Below are 22374 nucleotides of genomic sequence, written 5' to 3'. Positions count from 1 at the left end.
GCCGGTGCGCGGCACCGGCGTGCCATGGGTTCAGCGTGGCAGGGGCGGAGGGATCCGGCAAGAGCGGAATGCCCCGTTGCCCCCTTTGGGACGGAAAATGCCGCAAGCGGAGGCTTGCGGCATTGCAGGTCGTTTCGCGCGGAGGATCCGGGCGGGCAAGCGATCAGGTCCCGGGGGCCTGGGTCGGATCCGGAATGCCGGAGCCCCGCTTGAACCCGCCGGTGGCGGTGTTCGGCGGCGCGATGCCGGAGCAGACGGGCTTGCCGTACTTGTCCAGGCGGGCATCGGCGTAGCCTTCCAGGCCGTCGTCGATGATCCAGTGGTCACAGCCTTCGGGATCGACCCAGATCCCGGCCTTCATGGTCGAGAGGTGGTGGGAGTTGATCCCGTAGTCGATGCTCTTGTCCCCCGGCACGTTGGCAGGGTGCGTACAGGCGGCCAGGCTGGCCAGAACCAGAACGCCGGATGCGGCTTTCATGAGATGCATGGCTGGTCCCCCTCAGCGGATGCAGATGATTTCGACGCGCCGGTTGGCGGCCATGCCGGCGGCGGTGGTGTTCGGCTGGGCGGGGTAGCGTTCCCCGTAGCCGCGCACATCCGCGATCCGCGCCCCGGTGGCCGAGGCAATCTGTGCCACGGCATTGGCGCGGTTCATCGACAGGCGCAGGTTGTAGGCGTCGGACGCCCGGCTGTCGGTGTGGCCGATGATGATGTAGGACGTGGCGCCGGCATTGCGGAAGAAGTCTTCCAGGCGGCGACGGTTGGCGGCGTTGATCGCGTATTTGTCGGTGGCGAAGAACTGGTCGGACGGCAGGACGCCGCAGACGTTCTGGCGCCGACAGACCGGCAGGCCGTCCCGGGTCAGGTGGGGGGTCATGTAGCCCTCTGCACCATCATCCATCACCCAGTGCTCGCAGCCGTCCGGGTCAACCCAGATCGTCGGCACATAGGGTTCGTTCCATCCCTTGCCCTGGGCCTGCGCGGCACCGGAGAAACCGGTCAGCAGCACGGCCAGGCCAAGCGCAGCCGCCGCGAGCGCGCGAATGCTGCGCCGGGCGATTTCCGCAAAAGTCTCTACCACAACCAATGTCCTTTCTGTCCCCCACGGTCGGACCCGACCGGCTTGCAACCGATTTTTCCGGGGCCCGGCAATATTTTGCGCTTTCACATTGCAGCAGAAGACCCCTCTTGTGAAGAGAGTTCAGCCCCGCATGAGACCCAAGTCTGGCCATTGGTTGCAGTCCGGCCACCAAATCTGGCCATTTCGGCGGGATTGATGCGCGTCCGGCGGGTAAAAGTGCCCTTCCCGGCGGCTCAGACCAGGGTGCCGGAGAGCGAGTTCGGCCCGGCCGAGGTGATCCGCACGCGACGCAGCTCTCCCACAGCGATATCGGGGGCGTCGACATGCACGGAATGCAGGTGGTCCGACTTGCCGACCATCTGTCCGGGGTGGCGGCCCGGCTTTTCGAACAGCACGCCGACCTCGCGCCCGACAATGGCATGCATGAAGTCGGTCTGCTGCCGGTTCAGCAGCGCCTGCAGTTCCGTCAGGCGTTCGGAGGCAACCACCGGCGCGACCTGCCCGCCGCGTTCCGCCGCCGGGGTGCCGGGGCGGGAGGAATACTTGAAGGAGAAGCAGGAGGCGTAGTTGACCCGCTCGACCAGATCCATGGTCTGGCGGAAGTCCTCGTCCGTTTCTTCAGGGAAGCCGACGATGAAGTCGCCGGAAAGCGCGATGTCCGGGCGGGCTTCGCGGATGCGGTCGATCACGGCCATGTAGCTGTCCCGGGTATGGCTGCGGTTCATCCGCTTCAGGATGCGGTCGGAGCCGGACTGCACGGGCAAGTGCAGGTAGGGCATCAGCTTTTCGCAATCGCCATGGGCACGGATCAGGTCGTCTTCCATGTCGTTGGGGTGCGAGGTGGTGAAGCGGATGCGTTCCAGCCCGTCGATCTCTGCCAGGGTACGGATCAGACGTGCCAGGCCCCAGTCGCGGCCGTCGGGGCCTTCGCCATGGTAGGCGTTCACGTTCTGGCCCAGCAGGGTGATTTCGCGCACGCCACGGTCCACCAGCTCACGCGCTTCGGTCAGCACGCGATCCGCCGGGCGGGAGACCTCTGCCCCGCGGGTGTAGGGCACGACACAGAAGGCGCAGAACTTGTCGCAGCCCTCCTGCACGGTGAGGAAGGCGGCGGGCGCGCGGCGGGCCTTGGGGCGCTGCTTCAGCTTCTCGAACTTGTCTTCCTCGGGGAATTCGGTGTCGAGCACCTTCTCCCCGCGCCCGGCCTTTGCCTCCATCTCGGGCAGACGGTGATAGCTTTGCGGGCCGACGACCATGTCCACCATGGGCTGGCGCAGCATGATTTCCTGCCCTTCCGCCTGCGCGACACAGCCGGCGACGCCGATCTTCAGATCAGGTTTCGCGGCCTTGAGATGCTTGAACCGGCCCAGCTCCGAATAGACCTTTTCCGCTGCCTTTTCACGGATATGGCAGGTGTTCAGCAGGATCATGTCCGCCTCGTCGGGGGAGGAGACCTCGGTGTAGCCGGAGGGGCCCAGGGCCTCTGCCATGCGCTCGCTGTCGTAGACGTTCATCTGGCAGCCGTAGGTCTTGATGAAGAGCTTCTTGGGGCTGGACATGGCGCTCTGCCTCCGGGCGGTCATTCGGGGATCAGGGGCTGGTCCTACACCAGATGCCGCCCCCCTTGCAATCCGCAGAGGATCGGGGCTTCCTTGCGGCAGCGGATGGAAAGGATGACGGATGCATTTCGACGGGCTGGACAGCTTCCTGAGGCGGGGCAAGGACCTGCTGGCCAAGGGCCCGATCGCGATGATCTTCGCCGAGGACCAGGTGGAGCTGGACACCACCCTGCGCCATCACCGCGACGCGGGGTTCCGGCAGGTGCTGCTGCTGGCGCCGGACGAGTTTCCGCTGCCCGATGACCTGAAGGCGGACGTGCACCGGATCCGCTATTCCATGGCGCCGCGCAAGGCGCTGATGAACGCGGTCAACCTGGTGAACGAGGCCGCGCCGCCGGGAACATGGCTGTACTACTGCTACAATTCCGAATTCCTGTTCCATCCCTTCTGCGAGACCCGCACCGTGGGGGAGCTGCTGACCTTCCACACGGAGGAGCGGCGCGATGCCATGCTGACCTATGTCATCGACCTCTATGCCGATGATCTTGAACAGTTTCCCCTGGCCGTCTCGATCGAGCGGGCGCATCTGGACCGGGCCGGCTACTACGCCCTGGCGCGCAATGACGAATGGGGCAATGCCCGCGAGCGGCAGCTGGATTTCCACGGCGGGCTGCGCTGGCGCTACGAGGAACACATTCCCGAGGCGAAGCGGAAGATCGATCGGGTGTCGCTGTTCCGTGCCCGGCCGGGCCTGATGCTGGGCGAGAACTACCTGTTCAACGACCAGGAATATAACACCTATTCCTGCCCATGGCACCACAACCTGACCGCCTGCGTCTGCTCCTTCCGCACCGCAAAGGCGCTGAAATCCAACCCCGGATCGCGCTATGATATCGGCAGCTACTACTGGCACAATTCGGAGAAGTTCGAATGGCATTCGCGCCAGTTGATGGACCTGGGCCTGATGGAACCCGGGCAGTGGTTCTGAGGCGCTGAGCCGCCCCCGCCAGACGCCCTCCAGACGCCTGCCGGAGGTGTCAGGATACCTTTCATCACAGCACGGGACAGATCGCGGAAGCGGCTGAAAAGGCGCGTTTTTAACGTCGGTATTACGTCGGTATCGCGGCGGTAACGCGACGGTGCGTTTCAGGCGGTCGAGATCGGGTGCAGCGCGCCCATTGCGCCCTGCCGCAGCGCCGTGGTGAGCGGTGCCAGCGCGGGCGCCAGCAGGCGGGAGACCTGCCAGCAGAGCGGCGTGTCGAAGGCCGCGCCCGGCACGAGTTCGACCAGCGCGCCGGAGGCGAGATGGGGCGCCACCAGCGCTTCGGGGTTCATGCCCCAGCCGAGGCCCGAGAGGGCGGCGAGGGTGAAGCCTTCGGTCGAGGGCAGGCGATGGGCGGGCGGGTGCAGCCCGGCGCCGCCCGGCAGGCGCGCCAGCCAGCCCGATTGCAGCGCATCCTTTTCGTTGAAGACCAGCATCGGTGCCCGGGCCAGCGCCTCTGCCGTCACGCCCTGCGGGAAATGGCGGGCGCGGAAGGCGGGGCTGGCCACGGCGTGATACCGCAACTGGCCCAGCGGGAAGGCATCGCAGCCGGGCAGGGGGGCGGTGCTGGCGGTGATCGCGGCGGAGACCTGCCCTTCGCGCAGCCAGCGGGCGGAATGGTCCTGGTCGTCCATCTCCACCTGGAAGGTGGTGCCGGGCATGTCCGCCTGCGCGCGGGCCAGGGCGGCGGGAACCCAGGTGGCGAGGCTGTCGGCATTGACCGCGATGCGGATCTGCCCGGGGGAGGGGGCATGGCCCAGGTGGCGCAGGGTCTCTGCCTCCAGCAGGGCGACCTCATCCGCGTGGCGGGCGAGGCGGGCGCCGGTGTCGGTGGGCCGGGCGGGCGGCCCGCGCCGGACCAGCGGCGTGCCGATGCGTTCCTCCAGCGCGCGCAGCCGTTGGGAGACGGCGGATTGCGTCAGGCCCAGTTCGGCCGCCGCCGCCTCGAACGAGCCGAGGCGGAGGATGGCGGAGAGGGTGGCAAGCTGGGCGCGGTCGAGCTGCATCAGTTTCTCTAATGATCATGCAGGAACATTCATTGGATCTATCGTAGCCGGGGGCTTAGGCCAAGCGGCGTGACCAAGGAGTGGATGGATGGAAGAGGCTTTTCGGGCGGGATTCGGGGTTGGGCTGTCGCTGATCCTGGCGATCGGGGCGCAGAACGCCTTCGTGCTGCGGCAGGGGATCCTGCGTCGCCATGTCTTTGCGGTGGCGCTGTTCTGCGCGGTTTCGGATGCGGTGCTGATCAGCGCGGGCGTGGCGGGCGCCGGCGCGCTGGCGCAGGCGGTGCCGGGGCTGATGCGGCTGGTGGCGCTGGGCGGGGCGGTCTGGCTGGGGATCTACGGCGCGCGGGCCGCGTGGGCCGCCTGGCGCGGCGGGCAGAGCCTGCGTGCGGCGGAGGCGGAGGCCGCGCCGCTGGGCCGGGTGCTGGCCACCTGCGCCGCGCTGACCTGGGCCAATCCGCATGTCTACCTGGACACGCTGGTGCTGCTGGGCACGGTCTCGGCGGGGTTCGGCGCGGCGCGGGCCTTTGGCGCCGGGGCGATCTGTGCCTCTTTCTTCTTCTTCTTCACCCTGGCCTATGGCGCGCGCCTGCTGGTGCCGCTGTTCCGCAGGCCGGTGGCCTGGCGGGTGCTGGACGCGCTGGTGGCGCTGGTGATGTGGGCGGTGGCGCTGTCGCTGGTGCTTGAGGTCGTCAGGGGCGGGGCTTGAAGGCCCGGGCAATAAAGGCTTGGGCGCGGGGGCGCGGGTCATGCAGGTACTGGTCGGGCCCCAGCATCTTGCGCGCGTTGAGCTCGGCTGTTTCTAGCAGGTCGAAGGTGACCCGTTCGAGGCTGCAGTGCCAGCCCGGGGCGGAGGCTTCGGACCACTGGCCGGTGTGGTGGCGCAGCAGCCGGGTGCGGCAGCTGCAGCCGTGGAAGTCGAAGGCGATCGTGCCGTCTGTGACGAAGATGTGGTTCCCGGCAAAGCCCTCGCCGGGGATGATCCGTTCGGCGTGAAACCCCGGCCGTGGCGGATCGGAGAGGAAGACCCCGGCCAGGATATGGCAGGCGCCATGGCCGAAGAAGATCCGGTCGGGCAGCTGCCAGCGGCGCTGTGGATCGCGTTTGATGCCGGGTTTCAGGCGGTACATGACGGCAGGGTCGCGGGCACGGAGGGGGCGGGGAAGCGGTGGCGTATGTCGGCTTGATCAAGGTCAAAGTCGCGGCGTGGAATCATCAATAGTCTCTGCTGCGGGAAATGTAGTGAAAGGACCGGAAAGATGTCGCATACCCCCCATACGCTCGACCAGGAATTCCCGGAATTCGTGGCCACCATCGACACCCTGAAGGCCGCTGACGCGCATTTCGCAAAGCTGGCCGGAGATTACGAGGCGATCAACGACAAGATCCACCTGTGGGAGTCGAACATCGAGCCCATGGAAGACCTGGCGATGGTGGAGGCGCGCAAGCAGCGTGGCGTCCTGAAGGACGAGATCTTTGTCGCGCTGAAGGCGGCCCAGGCTGCCTGAAAAGGGGCCCTGGATGGTGGCTGATGGGCGCCTGTCCCGTCAGCCGACCTCGTAGGGCAGGGTCCCGCGGGCGTTGGTGTCGATGGTCAGGCGCCGTTCAAGAGGCGGAACCGAGCGCTGGTGACAGCGCTCGCGTTCGCAGATCCGGCAGGAGATGCCGATGGGTTCGAAGGCCTGCGGGCTGGAAAGGTCGAGCCCGTCCGCATAGACCAGACGGTCGGCATGGGCGACCTCGCATCCCAGCGAGATCGCGTAGCGGCGCACCGGGGCGCCCCAGCTTCCCCCGGGTTTCGAGACATCGCGGGCGAGGGAGACATAGCGGTGCCCGTCGGGCGTTTCCGCCAGCTGGCGCAGGAAACGGCCCGGGGTTTCGAAGGCGCGGTGCACGTTCCAGAGCGGGCAGGCGCCACCGTAGCGGGCGAATTGCAGCCGGGTGGCGGAGTGGCGCTTGGTGATCGTCCCGGCCTGGTCGACGCGGACGAAGAAGAAGGGGATCCCCTTGGCGCCGGGCCGCTGCAGGGTGGAAAGCCGGTGGGCCACCTGTTCGATCGAGGCGCCGAAGCGCATGGCCAGAAGCTCCAGATCGTGGCGGGTATCCTGGGCGGCTTCGAGGAAGCGGGTGTAGGGCATCTGCGCGGCCCCGGCGAAGTAGTTGGCCAGCCCGATCTTGGCGATCAACCGGGCGGTGTCGGACTGGAACCGGGCGAGGTCCAGCGTGGCTTCCAGCAGCTTGTCCTGCTCCAGCAGCGCGACCTGCAGCAGCAGCTGGAAGGTCTGGGTTTCGGGCGCGGCGCGCAGCGAGAGCGTCAGCTCCTTCCGGGCGGGATCGAAGCGGCGCAGCTGTTCCATGTCGTCGAACTTCACCCGCACGCCGAGGTTGCCCAGGGCGGAGACGGCGCGGACGCGGATGTTGTTTTCATTGCGCACCGGGGTGGCGAAACGTTCGGCAGCGCGGTCGACGGCGTCGATGTAGTTGTCGCAGTAGTGGAAGAAGTCGCGCACCTCGTCCCAGGGGGAGGGCGTGGCGCGGGCATCGTCGCGGCCGAGCGCCTCGTCCAGGGAGGCGAGGCGTTCATGGGTCTGGCGGTAGGCGCGGTGCAGGTGCAGGAAGGCGCGGGCCAGCGCCGGCGCGTTGGAGGCCGTCAGCCGCAGGTCCGCCAGCGGCGGGGAGAGATCGGCCAGCACCGGGTCCGCCATGGCCTCGCGCATGTCGGAGACCAGCCGTTCGCTGTCGCCGGTCGAAAGCTCGGTCACGTCGAAGCCGAATTCCTGCGCCAGGGAGAGCACGACGGAGGTCGAGACCGGCCTGTTGTTGTTCTCCATCTGGTTGAGATAGGGCAGGGAAATGCCGAGCTTCGCGGCGAAATCCTTTTGGGTCAGCCCAAGTTTCTGCCGCGTTTCCCGCAGCTTGGCACCGGCGTAGAGCTTTTGTGCGGACATGTCCCCCTCCCCTGGGCAGCTGCGGTTTGCAGCTTTGCCCGCGCAAACGCTAACTTTGCAAACTGCGGTTAACAAGGGGTTTGAGCGGGAGGGTAGGGGGGGATAGGGCGGGGAGCGGACCTTCTCTGCGCGTGCGAGCCGAGCCCTGTCAGACCACGGAAGCGGACATTCCGCCAGGATCGCACCGCGGAACCCTGCTTCACCTACAGGAACGGGCGGATGGCGGAAATTCACTGCGAGTGATACTTGATTGCCGGGCGCGGCCTATGCGGTCATTTACGCGTCGTACTGCCGCTTAAAAATCAGCAATCCGCGAAGCGCGTTTGTAGCCTCCCCTCCCCCTACCACTCGTAATTGTTATAGAATGCTACTATATGTTGCGCGCAAACCAACGAAGGTGTGTAGTTCTTTGATTGATCGGCTGAAAATCTGGCTTGGCTCCAAACCTTGGTTTTGGAGGTTCCGCACAAGGGTTGCTAGGATTGGGTTTCTATTCGAGCGAAGTGCATACAATAGGGGCACCTCAGTCACCAAAGCCAAGGCAAGCGCCCGCGTTATCGGCTCGTTTACATGGGTTGGAGTTAAAAGCCTATTTTGGGTCGTTTTGGGGCTGGCCGCCTTAATCTCTGCTGAAGACTATGTAAGGGACAAGCAGTCTTGGCTCACGCCGCTCAGTGCTGACGACAAAGAATTCAATGTTGATCAACTCAGGCTGTACGCTGAACTGCTCACTGCGATTTTCTCGATCTACTTCGCTACGATTGGCATCATTTTGAGTGCCGGCTACACCAGACTTCGCCGCGACATCATCCATATGCTCACCAACGAGCAGGTGGGCAGCGTGTACTCTCGGGTTTTGGTGCTTGCAGCGATGTTCTGTTTGGCGGCAACGACTTTGCCGATGTTTGGTTTTGAACCAGGACTGTTCGTCTATTTTGTTGGCACGGTTTTGACTTTGTTAAGTGCTTTAGCCTTGTTTCCATTGGGCCAGAGGTTGTTCAATTTCTTTGATCTGAATGTGCTTGTTCGCGGCGAGATACTTCCCAGCATTGCACGACACATCGAAGGTGCAGCGAACCGCAAGAACTCGTCTTCATTGGCCAACCATCACTCCAAGGCAGCGCGGCACGCCCTTGATCAACTCTCGTATATTGATGATCGCGTAAGAGCTGATGAGCAGGGCCTTGAAGACAACCTGCCTGCCTTGACCGACGACTATACTGCTTTGCTTCTTTACTACCTCCAGCAGAAACACACAATCGATAAAGAAAGCTATTGGTTTCCAAGGCGAAGCAGGCATAAACAATGGTTTTTTGCCGGAGACAGTGCGACGTCTATGGCGTTGCAGACTAGCAGCCAGGAAATGCTGATTGAAGAAAATACCGACTACCAATGGCTTGAACGCGAGGTCGTCAAAAGGTTAGCAAGCCATATTGAACTCGCATTTCAAGTTGGTGACTTCAACCTTGCACTGAAGCTCCTCAGTCGCTTTTCCACCCGAATACCAGCTTATGCAGCTCAGTTTCAGTTCAACGTCGGCATGCAAGAGCTCAAAAGACTTAAAGAGATCATTGAAGCGGCTTTTGCCACCCCGGACGCTTTGGCGGATGACGAAACGGGGATGATAAAGATTAGCATAGCAGATACATGGGCTGCACTAGGTAGCAGCCTCTGCTTGGAAACTCTGCGAAGAATGATGACTTTTGAGGAAGAATTGAAAAAGTTCTTCGATTTAGACGAGTGGAGCGAAGAGTCCCTGCGCAGTCTGCCCGCCTTTCTGCAAGTAGAGCTATCTTTCATTGTCGAACGTATTGAATTTGAAAAAAAGATCGAAGGACGGCGCCTATCCAAGCCAAAATACGTCCAACAGTTGGTGGTTCAGAAGTTGTTGCAGCACTACGCAAAAGTCCTGCCTGAAGTTTGCAGCTTCTACAAAATATTGGTTCCAGATTTTGCGTCCTCTCTGAAGGATTTGAAGATGTATGAGGCTGCAACGCAGGTCGTCCTGGCGAGCTTACATAGCCATTGGAAGCTGCCGCGTTGGTTCGACGAACTCGAACAGCTAATGGGTCGTTATCATGAGTATGAGCACTACGCCGAGAAGCAATACGAGCTGGCATGTGTAGACGTCGTTGAGCTGTCGAAGCAGATTTCTGTTTTGCGAGATAACGCGCTTTCTATGCTTGGCAGCGGCGCTATGGTTGGGCACATCTTTGAGCCAAGAAACAACGATGAGCTGCCGGATCATTTTGGACAAATTTATTTCGAACTAGCTGAGGCATGCTTAAGCGCGCTTGAAGAAAACGATGAAGGTAAGCTGGACAAGGTTCTACCAATGTTCATGTCCCTAGCTTTTCTGGCGGCGGACTCGAGGTTTGCGGACCCGTCGCTTGATATAGATGACGAGTTCCGGCTTCATCTCATCTCGACGGTAATTAATGATTTAGCGTCCGTCTGCGGCTTTGCCATCCTCTATGGGGCATACTTCGAAAACGACAAACTGTCAGAGGGCGCTCTTGAAAAGTTCGATGCTTGGCTTCGTCATGCCGCTGACAAGCAGCTATACCTGAAGAGGATGATACTCCTTTCGGACCCGCATAGCTTCAGTATGAGCGCTTCTCCGAGAGGATTGATTCGGATTAATTGGAAAATCTCGTTCGAACAACGTGCTAGGAACGATGGGTTTGGTGATCGGATGGGCATGGAAGGTGGAGTGCCGCACCGAAATAAAATTGTACGAGAATTATTAAACAATTTTTCGGATGCATCTCACTTGTTCTTTGCAGAGCATATTTTACCGCAACTCGATCCCATCGACTTCGAGGTAGACTACCACATCATAGATCTTGCTCGCCGCCTGGATGAAGAGGAGGTCTAGCGTGAGAGTACTTAGAGCTAAGCCAATGCATCAGCCTCACCTTCACGACTTGCGTATTGGGCTGGTTGATCGGCCATTCATTAAAGGCGAGCGGAAGCGGCCTGATTTCAATCAGCGGATGTTCAATGAGGACTTCGCGAATTTGTTTCGGTCCGTGAGCCGTCGGAGCGACGATCTTTTCGAGGTCTGGTCGAGTGACGACGAGCTCACGCAACGGTTGCTTGGGAACATAAGAATGAGATACGCGCCGCATTCGCTAGACGAAACAATACGTGAGTTGGTGGGGGAAATTGCTCGATCACTTGTCTGGTTTGGGAAGGCTTACTACTTCATTCATGGCGATATTGAGGATGGGGAGATCCACGTAGCTTCGTTCGGTTCGGCTGGTGTTGTGCGTATCTTTGGTGTGCATATTCAGTGGGTGCCAAATCGAACGGAGAGGCACTGGGGTCGAGGTGACCAAGAAATTCCAAGAGAAATTCGGATCTTGGATGCGGCGAAAATAATGCGATTCAAGACTCCAAAAGCAACCAGGCGTATGATTTCTGCGCAGGGTAGAACGTTGGCGGCCCTTGACAAACACCAGCTAAGGGTAACCGATTTTCATCCTCAGGCCACGCACGAGAACCCAAATCCGACCAATTATTTTGATTTTCGTGTTTGGAAAGATTCGCAAGAGCACGCTTTGTATCGATCTACGCGCGGCACCGGTTGGAACGGTAGACAATTTGATTCATCCAAGCGTTCCGACTTTTTCGATTGTCACCGGCTGATCCGGTTCCGTCGAAACCAATTGATACTAAGGGACGATATCTTGAGGCAGCTTAGTGCTGAGCTTTCAAGGGTCGGCAAAGAATACAACGCCGAATTTGGTGTTGCAATATCTGGAACCGACAAACTTCCTAACGTCGAACAACTCAACGAACTGGAGGCGAGGCTGACCCGAGAAGAGGTGGGGTTCTCCGAAATCATCGACTATTGCTACAAGCGCTGAATCTCCGGTGCGGTAGGCCGCACCACAGAATGATGCAAGCTTGCTGGATGTCCGGAATGGGCCGTTTACAGAACATCCTGTCTGCGTCCACGAAAAGCTGCCCCTGCGTTATCAAGGAGCAAGGGGCGGTGCAGTCACGCGCCGGCGCGCAGGGCTGCTGGCCCTTGGCGCCACGCCATTGCCCGGCAAGGTACGCCCTGCTTTCAGCGGGAGGTGACGCTGTCGCGACAGGCGGGGCATGCCGGTGATGGCCTGCGAGGGGCATTGCGGGGCGCGGTCTCCGCGAGCGCGGGGCGGAGGCGGGGCCCCTGGACGGGGCCCTTGCCGATCTGCAATCGCGTCAACTCGCTTTCGTGGCCGACATGAACTGCTCCACCGTCGGTGTCACCCTTTCGAACTGATCCAGCTGGCGGGCGTAGAGGTGGCCGCCGAGGCGGCCGACCGCGTCGATGCCGATCTGGTCGATGTAGAGCGTTTCCGGATCCACCAGCGTTTCGCGCACGAACATGCGTTTGACCTGGCCCAGCACGATGGTGCGGGCGGGGCTGACCGGGACGGTCTGCATCAGCTGGCATTCAAAGGCCGCCGGGGCCGCGGTGATGCGGGGGCAGCGGACGGTTTCGCCGCGGGCCGTTTCGAGGCCCGCGATGGCCAGCTCGTCCACGTCGGCGGGGAACTTGATCGAGCAGATCTCCATCCCGTCGACCAGCGCCTGATCCGAGATATGGACGGTGAATTCGCCCGTCGCCAGGATGTTGGCGGCGGTGTCCTTGGGGGTGCCGTCGGGCTTGTGTTCAATCCCCACGGCCATGATCGCGGGATCATGGGTGAGGATGTTGAAGAAGCTGAAGCTCCCCGCGTTTGGCGTGCCGTCTTCGGAGACCGTGGTGATCAGCGCGATGGGACGCGGGATCACGGTGCCGATGAGCAGCTTGTAGCGCTCCTTGGGGGTCAGTTCGGCGAAGTCGAAGGAACGGCTCTTCATGGTCTCGCTCATGCCTCGATCCGATGCGTTTCGAGGGGGGTGTGGCGCGAGAGGTTTTCGAACCCGTCGGCCGTGACCACGTACATGTCGCCGATGTTGGCCCCTGCCGATTGCGGTTCCAGCCACTGGGTGTGCAGGACGAAGACCATGCCCTCTTCCAGCTTGTCGTAGTTGTGCGAGGAGATGTTGAAGGCGTTCTGCCCGCCCGCCATGCCGACCGAATGGCCAAGGTTGGGGTTATGGGGCCCGAAGGTCGCCGGGTAGACGTGCATCAGCTTGCGGCCCTGCGCCTCGTAGTCGGCGTCCGGCACATACTGGCGCGGGATCTCGCGCGGGCCGCCATCGTCGGCGGTGCGCCAGTTGTAGGGCATGGTGCGCGCCTCGGCGTCGGCCAGCATGCCGGCGTCGATGTACGACTCGAAGGCGGCGTTGTTCAGGTCGCGGATGAGGGTGCCGGGCTTGATCAGCTTTTCGGCGGCCTTGACGCCACGGGTGCAGGCCTCAAGCACCAGTTCCTGCCGGTGGGTCAGCGCGCCGAAGGCGAACATGCGGGCGGTCTGGGCGGTGTAGCCCTGATAGGTGACGTTGGAGACATAGAGGTTCGCCAGATCCCCCTTGCGCATGACGTGGCCGTAGGGCTTGCCGCAATGGGTGCCCCACTGGTTCGCGCCGATCTGGTAGCCATCGCCGGTCTCGCCGCCGCGGGCCATCTGGGCCATGGTGAAGGCCGCGTAGATCTCGTAATCCGTCACGCCGGGCCGCGCGACATGATAGGCCGCCTGCGTTGCGATGGAGATCAGCTGCGCTGCGGTGCGGAACTGGGCGATCTCGTTCTGGGTGCGGTTGCGCTGCATCCGGTCGAGGATGCCGTGCTGGTCGGAGATCCGCGCTTTCGGCATCTCGGCCACCAGCCCCGCGCGGAAGGCGGCGGAGCGTTTGTCGCCGATGAAGCCGATGTTGTCGGCCTTGAGATCCTTCAGGATCTGCACCAGCGCCTTCATGGTCAGGGCACCGGAGTCGCCGGGGATGTCCGCATATTCGCGGCCCACGGCACCGATCTGCAGGATGCGGTCCACGCCGACAGGTTCACCGCCCGGCGGCAGGATCACGGACTGGGTGAAGAAGGACAGAAGGGTCGGATCCTGATCCTCGTCCACGGGCACGATCAGCACCCCTTCGCGCATCCAGTCGCAGAGGTAGCGCAGGTAGGCATGGGCCGCGTGAAACCAGCCGACACTGTCGCAATGCACCACCACGGCGTCGAGCCCGGCGGAGACCGCCTCGCGCTTCAGCTTGCGCATGCGTTCGGCGTATTCCGAGGGCGGGAGCGGCATCGCCGGGGTGAAGTCGAAGTCGGGTTCGAAGTCGCCCAGCAGGCGTTCTATGGACGGGACCGTGCGGGAAATATGCGCGTTCATGGGGATGTCCTTTCCGAAAGGGAAGTTCCGTGAGTGTGTGAGGGGTCAGCGCGCGTCGCGCGCGCCGAAGCGTTGGAGGACGATCAGCAGCAGCCCTGCCGCCAGGATCAGCACGCCCGAGACGGCGGCGACGCGGCCATCAAGGCTTTCCTCCAGCATGGCGAAGAGGCGCAGCGGCAGCATGGTGCGGCCCGGATCGCCCAGGAAAAGCGTGACCGAGACGTTGTCGAGCGACTGCATGAAGACCAAAAAGGCCCCGGCGAAGATGCCCGGCAGGATCCCCGGCAGGCTGATCTTCAGGAAGGTGCGGCCGCGGCTGGCGCCTAGGGTAGCGGAGGCCTCTTCCAGCGCCGGGTTCTGGCGCTGCGCCAGCCCCAGCACCGTGCGGAACATCAGCGGCGCGAAGACCGCCGCATGGCCGATAAGTACCGCGATGAAGGAGGGGCCGAGGCCCATCAGCGACAGCGCCAGAAGGGCCGCCAGCGCATAGACGAGGCTGGGCAGGACGAGCGGTGCCAGCAGGATGGGCTCGACCGAGCCGGAGAAGCGCTTGGGCGCGCGGGCCAGTGCCCAGGCGGCGGGCGCGGTGATCAGCGTCACCAGCGCCACGGTGCACAGCGCCACCTCGATCGAGTTCCTGGCTGCGGTATGGATCGGCTCGGACGCGATGGGATCGAACAGCAGCTTGTACCAGCGGAGCGAGAAGCCTTCGGGCGGGAAGCGCAGGGTGGAGCCCGCGTTGAACGACATTAGCAGTGCCAGCAGGATCGGGCCGATCATGAAGGCCAGCACTGCCAGCCCTGCGCCCCAGACGAAGGTCCAGTAGAGCGCGGTGGAAATCTTCGAGCGTGTATCAAGCATGTCCCTGCAGCCTTTCGTGACGGGCCAGCATCGTCAGGCCCAGCATGATGACGCCGGTCGACGCCAGAAGAAGGATCGAGATCGCCGCGGCCATCGGCCATTGGAACAGCACCCCGACCTCGCGGTAGACGAATTGCGGAAGGTAGATGAGGCGCGCGCCACCGATGACGCTCTGCGTCACGTAGGAGGTGGTGGCGGAGGCGAAGACCAGCACCCAGCCGGCCAGCACCGCGGGAATGATCTGCGGGAAGATGGAGGAGAACCAGGCGCGCCAGCGCCCCGCGCCCAGCACCTCGGCCGCTTCAAGGGTGCGGCGGTCGGCGCGGTTCAGGACCGCGAAGACCGGCAGCAGCAGCAGAGGCAGCTCGATCTGGGTCAGCGCGATGATCAGCCCGGTTTCGGAGAAGAGCAGGGAGAAGGGCTTTTCGGTCAGGCCAAGTGCCAGGGCCGACTGGCTGATGGGGCCATTGCGGCCCAGCAGCACGACCCAGGCGAAGGTGCGCACCACGTTGGCGGTCAGCATCGGCAGCAGCGTGCAGATGATGATGACGCTGCGCAGCCGCTTGCCGCCGTGCCAGTAGAGCATCACCAGCGGCAGCGCCGCCAGTGACACGCAGGCCGTGACCTTCGCCCCAAGCGCCAGCGTGCCGGTCAGCACGCCCCGCGCGAAGGGATCGGAAAGGAAGGTCGCGAAGTTCCCAAGGCCCCAACCACCGTCGGCACCTTTCAGGCTGATCCCGGCCAGCAGGACCAGCGGCGAGATGAAGAACACCACCATGAAGGCGATCATGGGCCAGGACAGCAGGGTATCTTTCCGGATCATCGCGACCTCCCGGGGTTAGCGTGCGACGAGACGGTCGAAAGTCTCCGTCCACTCGGCGCGGTGCTTGTTGATGGCCTGCCAGTCCGGATAGACGGCATTGGCGACCTGCTCGGGCGTGACGAACTGCGAGACGACCTCGGAGTAGGGCACATCCAGGTTCGTCGGGATCATCGCGGTCGGCGGCTCGGCCAGCTGGGTCTGGGCGGCCGCGTCGATGGCGGCATCCATGTAGGCGTAGACGCCATCGGGGTTGGACGCGCCCTTCACCATGTGGATCGAGACGGGCACCGAGGGGGAGCCGGTTTCGGGATGGGCAAACTCGCAGGGCATGCCCAGTTCGCGCAGCTTGGCGACGTTGCCGGTGGAGGCCATGAAGACCGAGATCTCGCCCTGCTGGTACATCGTCATCTGGTTGGAACCCGACGTCGCGATGGCACCGATCTTGGGCAGGTAGGCTTCCAGCAGGTCAAAGACCGGCTTCATGTTGTCGTAGGTGCCGCCGTAGGCCTTGTTGATCTCGGTGTAGGCCATGGTCGCGGTGTTGGAGCCGAAGCCGATGAGGGCGAGGTTGCCGTCATACTGTTCGTCCTCGAAGAGCGCCTTGTAGCCGGCGGGCTTGTCCACGACCTCGGGGTTGTAGGCGATGCCGTTCACTTCGATCGTGACGTAGGGGCCCCATTCGTTCTGGGCGGCTGGGTTCAGCTTGTCCCAGTTCTTCAGGCGCGAGGTGTCGATCTTCTCGATCAGGCCCTGCTGGATCAGGATGTCGGTCTGGCCGGGGGAGACCAGCAGCGCGTCATAGGGCGGCTGGCCGGGGCTGGCCATCAGGCGGGCGATCTGGTCCTGCGCCAGCGAGGGCGCGATGGTCAGGTCGAAGCCGGATTTCTTGACCATCGGGCCCAGGATGGTGCGGTAGGCATCTTCCCAGCTGCCGGGGAAGGTGGCGGCGACGACCTTGCCGCCAGCGGCCTGCGCCGGACGGATCAGGGCCGGGGCGGCGAGGGCGGAAAGGCCGGCAATGGTGAAGGCACGGCGGGACAGGGTAGTCATGGGTCAGGCTCCTTTCGGGGATGCGGGGAAGACGTGCAGTCGGGTCGTGTCCGGGATCAGCCAGATGGCGTCGCCCTTGGCGGGTCGGGCGCCCCCGTCGCGCAGCACTTGCGCTTTGACGGCGGTGCCGTCCGACAGGGTTGCGTCGATGGTCAGGAACTGGCCCATCACCACGGCCCGGTCGAAGCGCGCCGGGAAGGCGCCGGGGTGGGCGGTGAGCGAAAGGCTCAGATCCTCGGGGCGGGAGGTGACGATCACCTCTGTGCCGGGGATGAAGTTGACGGGGCGGGTCATCGCGACCTCGGTGCCGTCCTGCGCCCTGAGGCTGGCGGGGCCGGTCACCGTGGCGGCGATCTTGTTGGCATGGCCGATGAAGCCGTTGACGAAGAGGCTGGCGGGATTGTCGTAGATCTCTTCCGGCGATCCCACCTGTTCGACCCGGCCGTCGTTCATGACGACCAGCTGGCCTGCGACGGCCTGCGCCTCTTCCTGGTCGTGGGTGACCATGACGGTGGTGATGCCCACGTCATCCTGCATGCGGACCAGCTCGGCCTGCAGTTCGGCGCGCAGGGCGCGGTCGAGGGCGCCGAAGGGTTCATCCATCAGCAGCGCCGCCGGATCGGTGGCCAGCGCCCGGGCCACGGCGACCCGCTGCTGCTGGCCGCCCGACAGGCTGGGCGGGAAACGGTCGGCGAAGGCGGTCAGGCGCACCAGCTCCAGCAGGCGGGCGACACGTTCCTTGCGTTCGGCGCGGGGCAGGTGGGCCAGGCCGTAGGCCACGTTCTCGGCCACGGTCATGTGGGAGAAGAGTGCGAAGTTCTGGAACACCATCCCCAGCTTGCGGTGACGGACCTGCACGCGGGTCAGGTCACGGCCCTGCAGTTCGATCCGGCCATTGTCCGGGGTGATCAGACCTGCGATGGCCCGCAGGATGGTGGATTTGCCGCAACCTGAAGGCCCCAGCAGGGCGACGACCTTGCCGTCTGCGACGTCGAAGCTCACGTCATGAAGGACCTGCTTGTCCTCGTAGCTGTGATTGACGTCTCTGATCTGCAATCCTGTCTTGGCCATGGGGCGTGGTCTCCGGCGGTTGCGGCTGGTGTGAGACGACTCATGTGGCGAGGGCGTTTGCAAATCAATACGCAAATACTTGCGAAAGTTTGTTCGCGAAATATTTGAGCAAGAACTGTCGACATGGCGCGCGTATGAGCGTTATGAAAACGAAAACTTGCGCTTTTCGAGTCCCCACCGCTAAATCCAAGGCAGTTTTCAGGACCAGCTTGCGGGGCGCGCCTTCCATGAAAGACGACATGATTCTGTCCGACGACATTTCCGAAGTGATCTGCGCAACCCTGCGCGCCGCGATCTTCGAAGGGGCGCTGAAGCCCGGCGACAAGCTTAAGGAAGACATCCTGGCCAAGCATTTCGGTGCGTCCCGCACGGTGGTGCGGGGGGCCCTGTCGCTGCTGGCGCAGCAGAACCTGGCGGAACGGCGACGCAACCACGGCTCTTTCGTCGCCTCTCCTACTGCGGAGGAGGCGAAGAACCTGCTGAGCACGCGCCGCGTGCTGGAGCTTGCAGTGATGGATGCCCTGCCCGGACGTCTGGGGAAGAAGGAACTTGAGGCGCTGGACGCCGCCGTGGAGGTCGAGCGCCGGGTGCACGCGGGTGACGACTTTACTGCAAAGAAGCGGATTGCAGGCGATTTCGACCATATTCTGGCGGGTTTCACCGGGAATGGCGTGTTGATGGCCATGCTGCAGAACGTGCTGACGCGGCTGTCGCTGGTGAATGCGCTTTATGACAGGGAGCAGGGCTGCGGCAGTGGTGTGGCCCAGCACGAGGCGATCGTCGACCACCTGAAGCGCGGCGATTTCGACGCCGCCCGCACCGCCATGGCCGCACATCTGGAAGAGATGGAGAGCAGCATCGCGTTCGAGGGCGTGGATGGGGAGAAGGACGAATTCCTCGCCATCCTGGAACGGATGACGGCCAAGGCCTGAAATGGGGCCATAAGCGGGGACTGATTCCCCGGAGGCGTTCTTGCACCGCTCAGGATTGCGCCAAAGCGATCACAAATCAGGCGCTCTGCCCGCGAGGCAGGGCGCCTTTTCATTTTCATCCGGAAATCCTGCGGCAAAAGTTTCGAATAAACTTGCGAAAGTTTGTTCGTGAGGTGAATCGTGATCCTGCAGCGTCGAGCAACGGCGCGCCTGACAACAGGGATCCTCCTCATGAACAGCTTCTTCAAGTCTACCCTCACCAAGTTTGCCCTTGGGCCGGTGCTTGCCGCGACCCTCGCCGCATCCGGTGCTCAGGCGCAGGGCATGACCGAGACGATGACCGCCTCGGACGAGACCGCAGCCCTGCCCGGCGTCACCGCCAATCCCGAGCTGGCAGCCCAGCTGCCCGCCGCGATCCGCGACGCCGGCGTCCTGCGCGTGGCGACCGACCTGACCCCGCCGATCAGCTTCCACGACGACCAGGGCAAGCTGGTGGGCATCGACGCCGATATCGCCGCCGCCCTGGGCGTGATCCTGGGCGTGGAAGTGCAGATGACCGATCTGGGCGCAGGCGCTGGCATCGTTCCCGCGATCCTCTCCAAGCGTTTCGACATTACCATTTCCGGCATCAACGACGATCCCGAGCTGGAAAAGCAGGTCGATGTCATCGACTACATGTATGACGCGACCACCATCATGGTGCTGCAGGGCAACCCGCTGAACATCACCTCCATGGACGATCTGTGCGGCAAGCGCGTCGCCGTGCCCGTCGGGACCTTCCAGAACCGCCTGGTGACCAAGTTCGCCGAAAGCTGCACCGAGCCGATGCAGATCATGTCCCTGCCCAAGATGCCCGACGTGCTGCAGGCCGTGCGCACCAAGCGTGCCGATGCAACGGTCAATGGCTATGCAACCAGCGTCTACACCACCGAAAAGCAGGTGGGTAAGGGCGTCGGCCTGCAGGCGCTGCCCGACATCCGCCTTGCCGTGGGCTACCTCGGCATGCTGACCTCCAAGGACAATCCCGAGCTGCGCGACACCGTGGTCGCGGCCCTGCAGCAGATGGTCGATGAAGGCGGCTACGCCCAGATCATGCAGAAGTGGGGCCTTGGCCCGCTCGCCGTCGAGACCGTGAAGGTCAACGACGCAGCTTCCATGCCCCTGGAGTAAAGCACATGGCCCCCATCGACAGCATCTCGAGCGCCCCTCCCGCCGCCTTGAAGATCCGATGGGGGCAAGTCCTGACCGGTGGTGCCGCCCTGGCGGTGATCGCCGCGATGGTCTGGGTCGTGGCGCAAAGCCAGAGCATCCAGTGGGGCGAGATCCCCGGCTACCTCTTCGATCCGCGCATCCTGAACGGCATCGTCCTGACGCTGGAGCTGACGGTGGGGGCCATGGTCTTTGGCATCGTGGTGGGTGCGGTCATGGCCGCCATGGCGATCAGCGACAACCCGGTGCTGCGCGCCATCGCCGCCGCCTTCGTCTGGTGGTTCCGGGGCGTGCCGCTGATCGTGCAGATCTTCCTGTGGTTCAACATCGGCCTCTTCGTGCCCTACGTCGGCCCCTGGGACATCAACATGCTGATCACCCCGGCCATCGCGGGCTTCCTGGCCCTGGGCCTGCACGAGGCCGCCAACATGTCCGAGATCATCCGCGCGGGCCTGCGCGCCGTCGACCGGGGCCAGCGAGAGGCGGCATCGGCCCTCGGCCTGAAGCCACTGCAGATCATGCGCACCATCATCCTGCCCCAGGCTGTGCGCCTGGTGATCCCGCCCACCGGCAACCAGGCGATCGGCATGCTGAAAGCCAGTGCCATCGTTTCGGTCATCGGGATGCGGGACCTGCTGACCATGGCGCAGCAGATCTACTCCGCCAACTTCCTGGTCATCGAACTGCTCTTCGTGGCCTCCATCTGGTACCTCGCCATCACGACGGTGGCGCAGGTGGGCCAGCATTACCTTGAAAAACGCTTTGCGCCCAAGGGGCACAACGCCTGACACCCGACTGAAGGATCACCCACATGAAACTCGGAATCGACTGGCAGAAACTGCCGGAAGCCCTGACGCGTGGCCAGATGGCAAGCCTGGATCACGTGGCGGAGATGGGCCTGTCGGGGATCTTCTTCCCCACCATGCTCGACATGTCGCCCAGCCTCGACCGGGGGTTCCTGGCCGAGCTGAAGGCCAAGGCCGACGGGATGGGGATGTACCTTGAAGGGGGGCTGGGCAAGATCAACCCCTTCTGTTCCGCCGAAGCGCCCGAGCTGCGCGCCGCCGGCAATGGTGACATCCTCGCGGGCCTGACCCGGATGATCGAGGTCGCGGCCGAGATCGGCCTGCACGAGCTCTGGATTTCGCCTGGCAACTTCAAGGGCCAGTTCCCGGGCCGCCTTGCCAATGACCGCTTCCGCACCGACATCGACTGGGCCGACCAGCTGGCGGCGATGGAGAAGATCATGCACCGGCTCGCCCCGGTCCTGCGCGCCCATGGCAGCCACATGAACATGGAAACCCATGACGAGATCACCTCCTTCGAGATTCTGCGCCTGATCGAGGCCGTGGGCGAGGACGTGACCGGTGCCGTCTTCGACACCGCCAACGGGCTGCAGCGCGGCGAGCACCCGGTATGGGCCGCGAAACGCCTGGCCCCCTACATCCGCCAGACCCATATCAAGGACGCCTACGTGGCCCGCGCGCCCGGCGGCTTCGACTTCCAGGGTCGTGCCTGTGGCGAAGGGGTGGTGGATTTCGACGCGATCCTGCCGATCCTGGCCAGGGCGAACCCCGATCTGAACCTGTCGCTGGAGATGGCCGCGTCTTGCGACGACAAGCCCCGCGCCGCCAACCCGCGCCAGTGCATCCAGCTGGACGATCCCATCTGGCGCGCGGTGCATCCCGACCTGACGGCAGAAGAATACGAGGCCTACATGGTGCTGGTGGATGGGTATGAGGCCCGCATCGAGCGCGGAGAGATCGAGGATTGGGCCACCTATGAAGCCCGCAACTACGGCTATCCGACCTATGAAAAGCGGAGCTACCGCTATGCCGAGGCGTGCGCCTACATCCGGCGCTCGGCCGACCATGTGAAGGCCTGCGCGGCGCGGTCCGGCGTGGCGATTGACCTCCCGCTTCCCGATCTGGTCTGAACCGGGTTTTGATGGGGGCCTGGGTGGCGAAGGGCAACACCCCGGGGCGCGAAATTCAGGCCCCCGGGGACTTTGCGCCTGCCTGCTGCATGAATATATCTGGAGCAAAGAGCAGGAGGGCACGTGATGGCCGGAATGAAAGTGACTTGCCTGGAGTGTGGTCAGGTGAACCGCGTCCCCGCGGAGCGCCTGTCGGCGGGGCCGAAATGCGGCACCTGCGGTGCCAAGCTGACCGGTGCCAAGGTGTCGGAGGTCGATCCCGCGATCCTGCAGAAGGCCGCGCGCAACGATGATCTGCCGCTGGTCGTGGACTTCTGGGCGCCCTGGTGCGGCCCCTGCCGGATGATGGCCCCCGAGTTTGCCCGCGCGGCGAGCGAGCTGAACGGCCAGGCGCGGCTGGTGAAGCTGAACACCCAGGACCATCAGGCCGCCGGGGCGAAATATGGCATCCGGGGCATCCCGACGATGGTCGCCTTCGCCCAGGGCAAGGAGCGGCGCCGACAGTCGGGGGCGCAACGCAGTGCGGATATCGTCAGCTGGGTGAAAAGCGTCTGAGGTCGTGGGCCGCGTGCGGGAAAGCTGC

The 22374-nt window shown here is 63.5% G+C and carries 22 protein-coding genes; 10 read left to right on the top strand and 12 right to left on the bottom strand.

What is annotated here, in order from left to right:
- Nucleotides 1-163: 163 nt before the first annotated feature.
- The 3 genes from AC2IR1_RS20400 to miaB form a co-directional block, all read right to left on the bottom strand.
- Entirely contained in the window at nucleotides 164-487 is a 324-nt protein-coding gene (locus tag AC2IR1_RS20400) for a hypothetical protein (RefSeq protein ID WP_486473812.1), read from the bottom strand.
- A gap of 12 nt (nucleotides 488-499) precedes the next feature.
- Entirely contained in the window at nucleotides 500-1087 is a 588-nt protein-coding gene (locus AC2IR1_RS20395) for an OmpA family protein (RefSeq protein WP_486473811.1), read from the bottom strand.
- A 227-nt stretch (nucleotides 1088-1314) separates the two neighbouring features.
- Nucleotides 1315-2640 carry a tRNA (N6-isopentenyl adenosine(37)-C2)-methylthiotransferase MiaB gene (miaB, locus tag AC2IR1_RS20390; RefSeq protein WP_486473810.1) on the bottom strand — a complete coding sequence of 442 codons (1326 nt, stop codon included), beginning with the start codon at nucleotides 2638-2640 and terminating at the stop codon, nucleotides 1315-1317.
- 121 nt (nucleotides 2641-2761) lie between these two features.
- Here miaB and AC2IR1_RS20385 point away from each other — a divergent pair, with 121 nt between their 5' ends.
- On the top strand, nucleotides 2762-3628 hold the full coding sequence (locus tag AC2IR1_RS20385; protein WP_486473809.1) for a glycosyltransferase family 2 protein: 867 nt from the start codon (nucleotides 2762-2764) through the stop codon (nucleotides 3626-3628).
- 158 nt (nucleotides 3629-3786) lie between these two features.
- Here AC2IR1_RS20385 and AC2IR1_RS20380 read toward each other — a convergent pair whose 3' ends face one another.
- Nucleotides 3787-4689: a LysR family transcriptional regulator ArgP gene (locus tag AC2IR1_RS20380; RefSeq protein WP_486473808.1), complete on the bottom strand. Its 903-nt coding sequence runs from the start codon at nucleotides 4687-4689 to the stop codon at nucleotides 3787-3789.
- 88 nt (nucleotides 4690-4777) lie between these two features.
- On the opposite strand from AC2IR1_RS20380, the gene AC2IR1_RS20375 reads away from it, so the two are divergent.
- Nucleotides 4778-5395, top strand: a complete 618-nt coding sequence (locus AC2IR1_RS20375; RefSeq protein ID WP_486473807.1) for a LysE/ArgO family amino acid transporter — start codon at nucleotides 4778-4780, stop codon at nucleotides 5393-5395.
- Here AC2IR1_RS20375 and AC2IR1_RS20370 read toward each other — a convergent pair.
- Complete coding sequence (locus AC2IR1_RS20370) at nucleotides 5379-5816, bottom strand: hypothetical protein (protein ID WP_486473806.1); 438 nt, start codon at nucleotides 5814-5816, stop codon at nucleotides 5379-5381. The genes AC2IR1_RS20375 and AC2IR1_RS20370 overlap by 17 nt on opposite strands.
- 129 nt (nucleotides 5817-5945) lie before the next feature.
- Between AC2IR1_RS20370 and AC2IR1_RS20365 the strand changes: the two genes are divergently transcribed.
- Nucleotides 5946-6194, top strand: coding sequence for an HP1242/YdcH family protein (locus tag AC2IR1_RS20365; protein ID WP_486473805.1), 249 nt, complete (start codon nucleotides 5946-5948; stop codon nucleotides 6192-6194).
- A gap of 39 nt (nucleotides 6195-6233) precedes the next feature.
- Here AC2IR1_RS20365 and AC2IR1_RS20360 read toward each other — a convergent pair whose 3' ends face one another.
- Complete coding sequence (locus AC2IR1_RS20360; RefSeq protein ID WP_486473804.1) at nucleotides 6234-7634, bottom strand: helix-turn-helix domain-containing protein; 1401 nt, start codon at nucleotides 7632-7634, stop codon at nucleotides 6234-6236.
- Between the two features lie 409 nt (nucleotides 7635-8043).
- Between AC2IR1_RS20360 and AC2IR1_RS20355 the strand changes: the two genes are divergently transcribed.
- Both AC2IR1_RS20355 and AC2IR1_RS20350 read left to right on the top strand, forming a co-directional pair.
- Nucleotides 8044-10512, top strand: a complete 2469-nt coding sequence (locus tag AC2IR1_RS20355; protein WP_486473803.1) for a hypothetical protein — start codon at nucleotides 8044-8046, stop codon at nucleotides 10510-10512.
- Nucleotides 10513-10747: 235 nt separating this feature from the next.
- A complete protein-coding gene (locus AC2IR1_RS20350; protein ID WP_486473802.1) occupies nucleotides 10748-11506 on the top strand; it encodes a hypothetical protein in 759 nt (252 codons plus the stop codon).
- 340 nt (nucleotides 11507-11846) lie between these two features.
- Here the strand turns inward: AC2IR1_RS20350 and AC2IR1_RS20345 are convergent, their stop codons facing one another.
- The 6 genes from AC2IR1_RS20345 to AC2IR1_RS20320 are packed head-to-tail and all read right to left on the bottom strand — an operon-like array spanning nucleotide 11847 to nucleotide 17714.
- On the bottom strand, nucleotides 11847-12503 hold the full coding sequence (locus AC2IR1_RS20345) for a flavin reductase family protein (protein WP_486473801.1): 657 nt from the start codon (nucleotides 12501-12503) through the stop codon (nucleotides 11847-11849).
- On the bottom strand, nucleotides 12500-13909 hold the full coding sequence (locus AC2IR1_RS20340) for a M24 family metallopeptidase (RefSeq protein WP_486473800.1): 1410 nt from the start codon (nucleotides 13907-13909) through the stop codon (nucleotides 12500-12502). Before AC2IR1_RS20340 ends, AC2IR1_RS20345 begins: the two co-directional genes overlap by 4 nt.
- A 45-nt stretch (nucleotides 13910-13954) precedes the next feature.
- Nucleotides 13955-14770: an ABC transporter permease gene (locus tag AC2IR1_RS20335; RefSeq protein WP_486473799.1), complete on the bottom strand. Its 816-nt coding sequence runs from the start codon at nucleotides 14768-14770 to the stop codon at nucleotides 13955-13957.
- Nucleotides 14763-15593, bottom strand: coding sequence for an ABC transporter permease (locus tag AC2IR1_RS20330; protein WP_486473798.1), 831 nt, complete (start codon nucleotides 15591-15593; stop codon nucleotides 14763-14765). Before AC2IR1_RS20330 ends, AC2IR1_RS20335 begins: the two co-directional genes overlap by 8 nt.
- 15 nt (nucleotides 15594-15608) lie before the next feature.
- A complete protein-coding gene (locus AC2IR1_RS20325) occupies nucleotides 15609-16643 on the bottom strand; it encodes an ABC transporter substrate-binding protein (RefSeq protein ID WP_486473797.1) in 1035 nt (344 codons plus the stop codon).
- 3 nt (nucleotides 16644-16646) lie between these two features.
- On the bottom strand, nucleotides 16647-17714 hold the full coding sequence (locus AC2IR1_RS20320; protein ID WP_486473796.1) for an ABC transporter ATP-binding protein: 1068 nt from the start codon (nucleotides 17712-17714) through the stop codon (nucleotides 16647-16649).
- Nucleotides 17715-17953: 239 nt separating this feature from the next.
- Here AC2IR1_RS20320 and AC2IR1_RS20315 point away from each other — a divergent pair, with 239 nt between their 5' ends.
- From AC2IR1_RS20315 to trxC, 5 genes are all read left to right on the top strand, one after another.
- Nucleotides 17954-18646, top strand: coding sequence for a GntR family transcriptional regulator (locus AC2IR1_RS20315; protein ID WP_486473795.1), 693 nt, complete (start codon nucleotides 17954-17956; stop codon nucleotides 18644-18646).
- A 231-nt stretch (nucleotides 18647-18877) separates the two neighbouring features.
- Nucleotides 18878-19816 carry an ABC transporter substrate-binding protein gene (locus tag AC2IR1_RS20310; RefSeq protein ID WP_486473794.1) on the top strand — a complete coding sequence of 313 codons (939 nt, stop codon included), beginning with the start codon at nucleotides 18878-18880 and terminating at the stop codon, nucleotides 19814-19816.
- A 5-nt stretch (nucleotides 19817-19821) separates the two neighbouring features.
- Nucleotides 19822-20643 carry an amino acid ABC transporter permease gene (locus AC2IR1_RS20305; protein WP_486473793.1) on the top strand — a complete coding sequence of 274 codons (822 nt, stop codon included), beginning with the start codon at nucleotides 19822-19824 and terminating at the stop codon, nucleotides 20641-20643.
- A gap of 23 nt (nucleotides 20644-20666) precedes the next feature.
- Nucleotides 20667-21791: a sugar phosphate isomerase/epimerase family protein gene (locus tag AC2IR1_RS20300; protein WP_486473792.1), complete on the top strand. Its 1125-nt coding sequence runs from the start codon at nucleotides 20667-20669 to the stop codon at nucleotides 21789-21791.
- A gap of 126 nt (nucleotides 21792-21917) precedes the next feature.
- Entirely contained in the window at nucleotides 21918-22346 is a 429-nt protein-coding gene (gene trxC / locus AC2IR1_RS20295; protein WP_486473791.1) for a thioredoxin TrxC, read from the top strand.
- Nucleotides 22347-22374: the final 28 nt, after the last annotated feature.

The organism is Pseudooceanicola sp. NS-SX8 (assembly GCF_057380755.1).
Note: the sequence above shows the minus strand (reverse complement) of the source record. Positions and strands in the feature narration are given on the sequence as shown.